The sequence below is a fragment of the Amycolatopsis thailandensis genome, from assembly GCF_042723255.1.
Taxonomy (GTDB): domain Bacteria; phylum Actinomycetota; class Actinomycetes; order Mycobacteriales; family Pseudonocardiaceae; genus Amycolatopsis; species Amycolatopsis thailandensis.
The window spans coordinates 9,717-13,900 of the sequence record NZ_JBHXJK010000178.1; the positions used below are offsets into that span (position 1 = coordinate 9,717).

Here is a 4,184-nt window from a genome sequence, read left to right on the forward strand (position 1 = left end):
GCCGGGTCTATACGCCCCCGGACCCGGCTTTTGCGTTTGTCATCATCGGGCTTTAATCGTGTTTTTGTGACGTCAACGCCGCTATCACCCCACCGCCGCCCGACAGCTGTCGGTCCCGTGCTCTAGCGTGCGGGGCGTGGAGTTCGGCACAGGAACCCAAGCCACCTTCGTCCCCTCGGATCCCCCGCGGGACGGCGTGCTGGCGCTCTGGGGAGACGGCGTAGCGGGTGACACCGCGATCGAACTCGTGCTGCCGGTCGGGAAGGTCTTCCGGCGCACGAAGGTCGACGCGGCGCTCGTCCCGTTGTCACGCGCGATTCCCCGGCTGCTGACAGCCGAGGGCGACCTGAGTCCGGCCATCGCGGCGTGGTCGGCCGTCGCGGAGGCCGGGGTCAACCTCATCGCCCGCGGAAGGCTGCTGCCCGCGGCCTCTCCCGGCGGGGTGGATTCGTGGCGGGTCGGCCCGCTCGACGTCGCCGACGAGGAGATGTTGCGCGGTCTCGCCGCCGCGTTGCCGCCCGAGGCGCACGCGCTGCCGCTGTCCGGGCTGAAACGCATCCGGCTGCACTCGCCGGAGTCGTTGATCCGCGCGTTCTGGGACGCGACGGCGGACGTGCTGGTCCGCACGCCGGCCGCGAGTGTCGCGGCGGGCGGTCCGGCGTTCGCCTCGGCGGAGCCGACGCTGGTCGGGCCGGACGGCGCCGCGTGGCTCGCGGAACTGAGCGCCCGCCAGGCGCAGGGCGCGCATCTCGTGCTGCGTATGGAGGTGTACGAACCCGAGGACCCCGAAGGCGAGGCGACGTTCGCCGCCGTCGTCGCCGTGCGGAGCGCCGCGGATCCGAGCCTGATCATCGAGGCGGCGACACTGTGGGACGCGCCCGAAGCCGTTCTGGAGCGGATGGGTGAGCAGGTCGAGACCCAGATGCTGCTCGGTCTGCGCCGCGGCGCCAGGGCGTGGGCGCCGCTCGGGCGCATTCTCCGGTCGGCCGCGCCGACCGAGCTGGCGCTGGAGTACGACGAGGTCGTCGACCTGCTGACCCACGGCGACGCTGCCCTCGGCGGCGCCGGTATCGAGGTGCAGTGGCCGAAGAACCTCTTCTCGGGCGAACTCAAGGCGAAGGCGAGCGCGACGCAGGCCCCGGGCAGTGTCACCGGGCCCGAGTTCACGCTCAAGAGCCTGCTGCAGTTCCGCTGGCGGCTGAGCCTCGGGGACGAGGAGCTCACCGACGCCGAGGTCACCGCGCTCGCGGAGGCGAAACGGCCGCTGGTGCGGCTGCGCGGCAAATGGGTCAAGGTCGACGCGCGCCTGATCGCCAAGGTGCGTGCTCATCGCGCGAAGAAGCTGTCCGGAGCCGAAGCGCTGGCCGCGGCGCTCACCGGCGAACTGGAACTGGACGGCGAGAAGGTCGAGTTCAGCGCCCCGTCGGCGTTGACCGGGCTGCTCCAGCGCATCCGGGAAAGCGCCGAAGAGCCGATCGAGCAGCCCGCGGAACTGAAGGCCACCCTGCGGCCGTATCAGAAGGCCGGCCTCGCCTGGCTGGCCACGATGACCGGGCTCGGTCTCGGCGCGTGCCTCGCCGACGACATGGGGCTGGGCAAGACGATCCAGCTCATCTCCCTGCATCTGCACCGCCGTCCGCGCGGGGAGGGCCCCACGCTCGTCCTGTGCCCGACGTCGTTGCTGGGCAACTGGGAACGCGAGTTCGCCCGGTTCGCGCCGGACATCCCGGTGCGCCGGTTCCACGGCGGCGGACGGCATCTCGACGAGGTCGCGCCGGACGAGGTCGTGCTCGCCACGTACGGCGTTCTCCGCCGGGATCGCGCGGCACTGTCCGAAGTGGACTGGGGAATGATCGCCGCCGACGAGGCGCAACACGTCAAGAACCCGCTTTCGGTCACCGCCAAGGAGCTGCGGAAGATCCCGGCTGCCGCGAAGGTCGCCCTGACCGGAACGCCGATGGAGAACCGGCTCACCGAGCTTTGGTCCATTGTGGACTGGACGACACCGGGCCTGCTCGGCTCGCTCGACGGTTTCCGCCGCAAGGTCGCCCGGCCGATCGAACGCGACCGCGACACCGCCGTCACCGAGCGGCTGGCCACGACCGTGCGGCCGTTCCTGTTGCGCCGCAAGAAGACCGACCCGGACATCGCGCCCGAACTCCCGCGCAAGACCGAGACCGACCGGTTCGTCCCGCTCACCGCCGAGCAGACGACCCTGTACGAGGCCGTGGTCCGGGAGAATCTCGCGATGATCCGCGAGCTGGACGGCGCGGCCCGGCGCGGACAGGTGCTGAAACTGCTCACCGAACTCAAGCAGATCTGCAACCATCCGGCGCAGTACCTCAAGGAACCCGGGGTGCTGCACGGCCGGTCCGGGAAACTCGCCGCCTTCGAGGAACTGCTCGACGTCATCCTCGACGAAGGCGACAGCGTGCTCGTGTTCAGCCAGTACGTCCAGCTGTGCCGCCTGCTGGAGAAACGCCTGGCCGAACGCGGGCTCCCGACGATGCTGCTGTCCGGGTCGAGCACGCCCAAGGACCGCGAGGACATGGTCGCCCGGTTCCAGGCGGGCGAGGTGCCGGTGTTCCTGTTGTCGCTCAAGGCGGGCGGCGTCGGGCTCAACCTGACCAAGGCCACCCACGTGATCCACTACGACCGCTGGTGGAACCCGGCGGTCGAGGACCAGGCCACCGACCGCGCGTACCGGATCGGGCAGGACAGGCCGGTCCAGGTGCACCGGCTGATCGCCGAAGGCACCCTGGAAGAGCGCATCGCCACGGTGCTGGAGACCAAACGCGGGCTGGCCGACTCGGTCATCGGCGCGGGCGAGAACTGGATCACCGAGCTGTCCGACGACGAACTCGCCGCCCTCGTCCGGCTCGGGGAGACCTGATGCCGGGCGTGACCGGCCGGAAACGGCGCACTTTCGGCAACACGTGGTGGGGCGCGGCGTGGGTCGAGGCGCTGGAGGAGCGCGCCAAGCTCGACCCGAACCGGCTCCCACGCGGCCGGACGTACGCGCGCAAAGACACGGTCAGCAAGCTCGTGGTCGGCGCCGGTGAGGTGACGGCCTGGGTGCAGGGCAGCCGGGCGGTGCCGTACCGAGTGACCATCCACATGCGGGCGTTCACCGACGCGCAGTGGGAAAGCCTTCTCGGTATGGCGGGTTCCCGGCTCGGGCACGTCGCCGCCCTGCTCGACGGCGAATTGCCCGGCGAGCTGGCCGAGGACGCGCGGGCCGCCGGCGCGGATCTGCTTCCCGGTCCCGGCGACCTCCGCCCGAAATGTTCCTGTCCGGACAGCGCGAATCCGTGCAAACACGTCGCCGCGGTGTACTACCTGGTCGCGGACGAGGTCGACGCCGATCCGTTCGTGCTGTTCCTGCTGCGCGGCAGGCCGAGGGAAGCCGTGCTCGCGGAACTGCGGGCCCGCCGGGCTCCCGCGAGTCAGCCGGGCAAGCGGGTGCGCGCCCCCGCCGCGCCGGGTGTCGACCCGAAACGCGCCTACACCCGGCGGATCGCCGCGCTGCCGCCGCGGCTGGCCGTCCCCGGCACGGTCGGACCGCCCGCGGTCCTCGATGTCGACCCGCCGCACCGCACCGGCTGGAGCAGCGACACGTTCGCGGAACTGGCCGCCGATGCCGCCGCGAGGGCCTGGGAGCTGCTGGTCATGGGGCCCGAGCGCGAGACGGAACTGTCGTTCGTGGAAGACCTAGCGCGGCGGGCGGCGGCAGTCGATCCCGGCGGTGTCGCCGACCTCGCCGAGGCGGCCGGGATCGCGGTGCGGGATCTGGCCGTCTGGGCGCAGGCCTGGAGTGAGGCGGGCCGGGGCGGGATGGCGGTGATCCGGGAGGTCTGGCGACCGGCGCAGGCTCCGCTCGCGCAGGCCAAGGCGGACTTCGCCGAGTCGGGGCTGCCGGGAACGCCGAAGACCTGGCGGAACCGGATCACCCAGGGCGATCTGCAACTGCGCTACGGCCGCGACGATAAGTGGTATCGCTTCGTGCGCGACGGTGAGGGCTGGCGGGTCGACGGCCCAGGGGCCGCGCGGCCGACGGACGTGATCTACCCGCCCTGACACCGGCGGCTCGGCCGAGTTGAAGACATGACTCGCGTGATCAGAGCCGTGACTCGCGTGCTTGAAGCCGTGACTCGCGTGATCAGAGCCGGAACTCGGGTGTGCGG

General features: G+C 71.4%; 2 protein-coding genes. Both read left to right on the forward strand.

Annotated elements, in window-relative coordinates; genetic code table 11:
- Positions 1–127: 127 nt before the first annotated feature.
- The gene (locus tag ACFWMR_RS38930) at positions 128–2,893 is read left to right on the forward strand and encodes a DEAD/DEAH box helicase (RefSeq protein WP_378382028.1); all 2,766 of its coding nucleotides are present in this window, start codon (positions 128–130) and stop codon (positions 2,891–2,893) included.
- Entirely contained in the window at positions 2,893–4,077 is a 1,185-nt protein-coding gene (locus tag ACFWMR_RS38935) for an SWIM zinc finger family protein (RefSeq protein ID WP_093932686.1), read from the forward strand. Before ACFWMR_RS38930 ends, ACFWMR_RS38935 begins: the two co-directional genes overlap by 1 nt.
- Positions 4,078–4,184 lie beyond the last annotated feature (107 nt).

Excerpts from the sequence above, each read along its gene's own strand:
- ACFWMR_RS38935 (WP_093932686.1), top strand. The coding sequence starts at position 2,893 with ATGCCGGGCGTGACCGGCCGGAAACGGCGCACTTTCGGCAACACGTGG.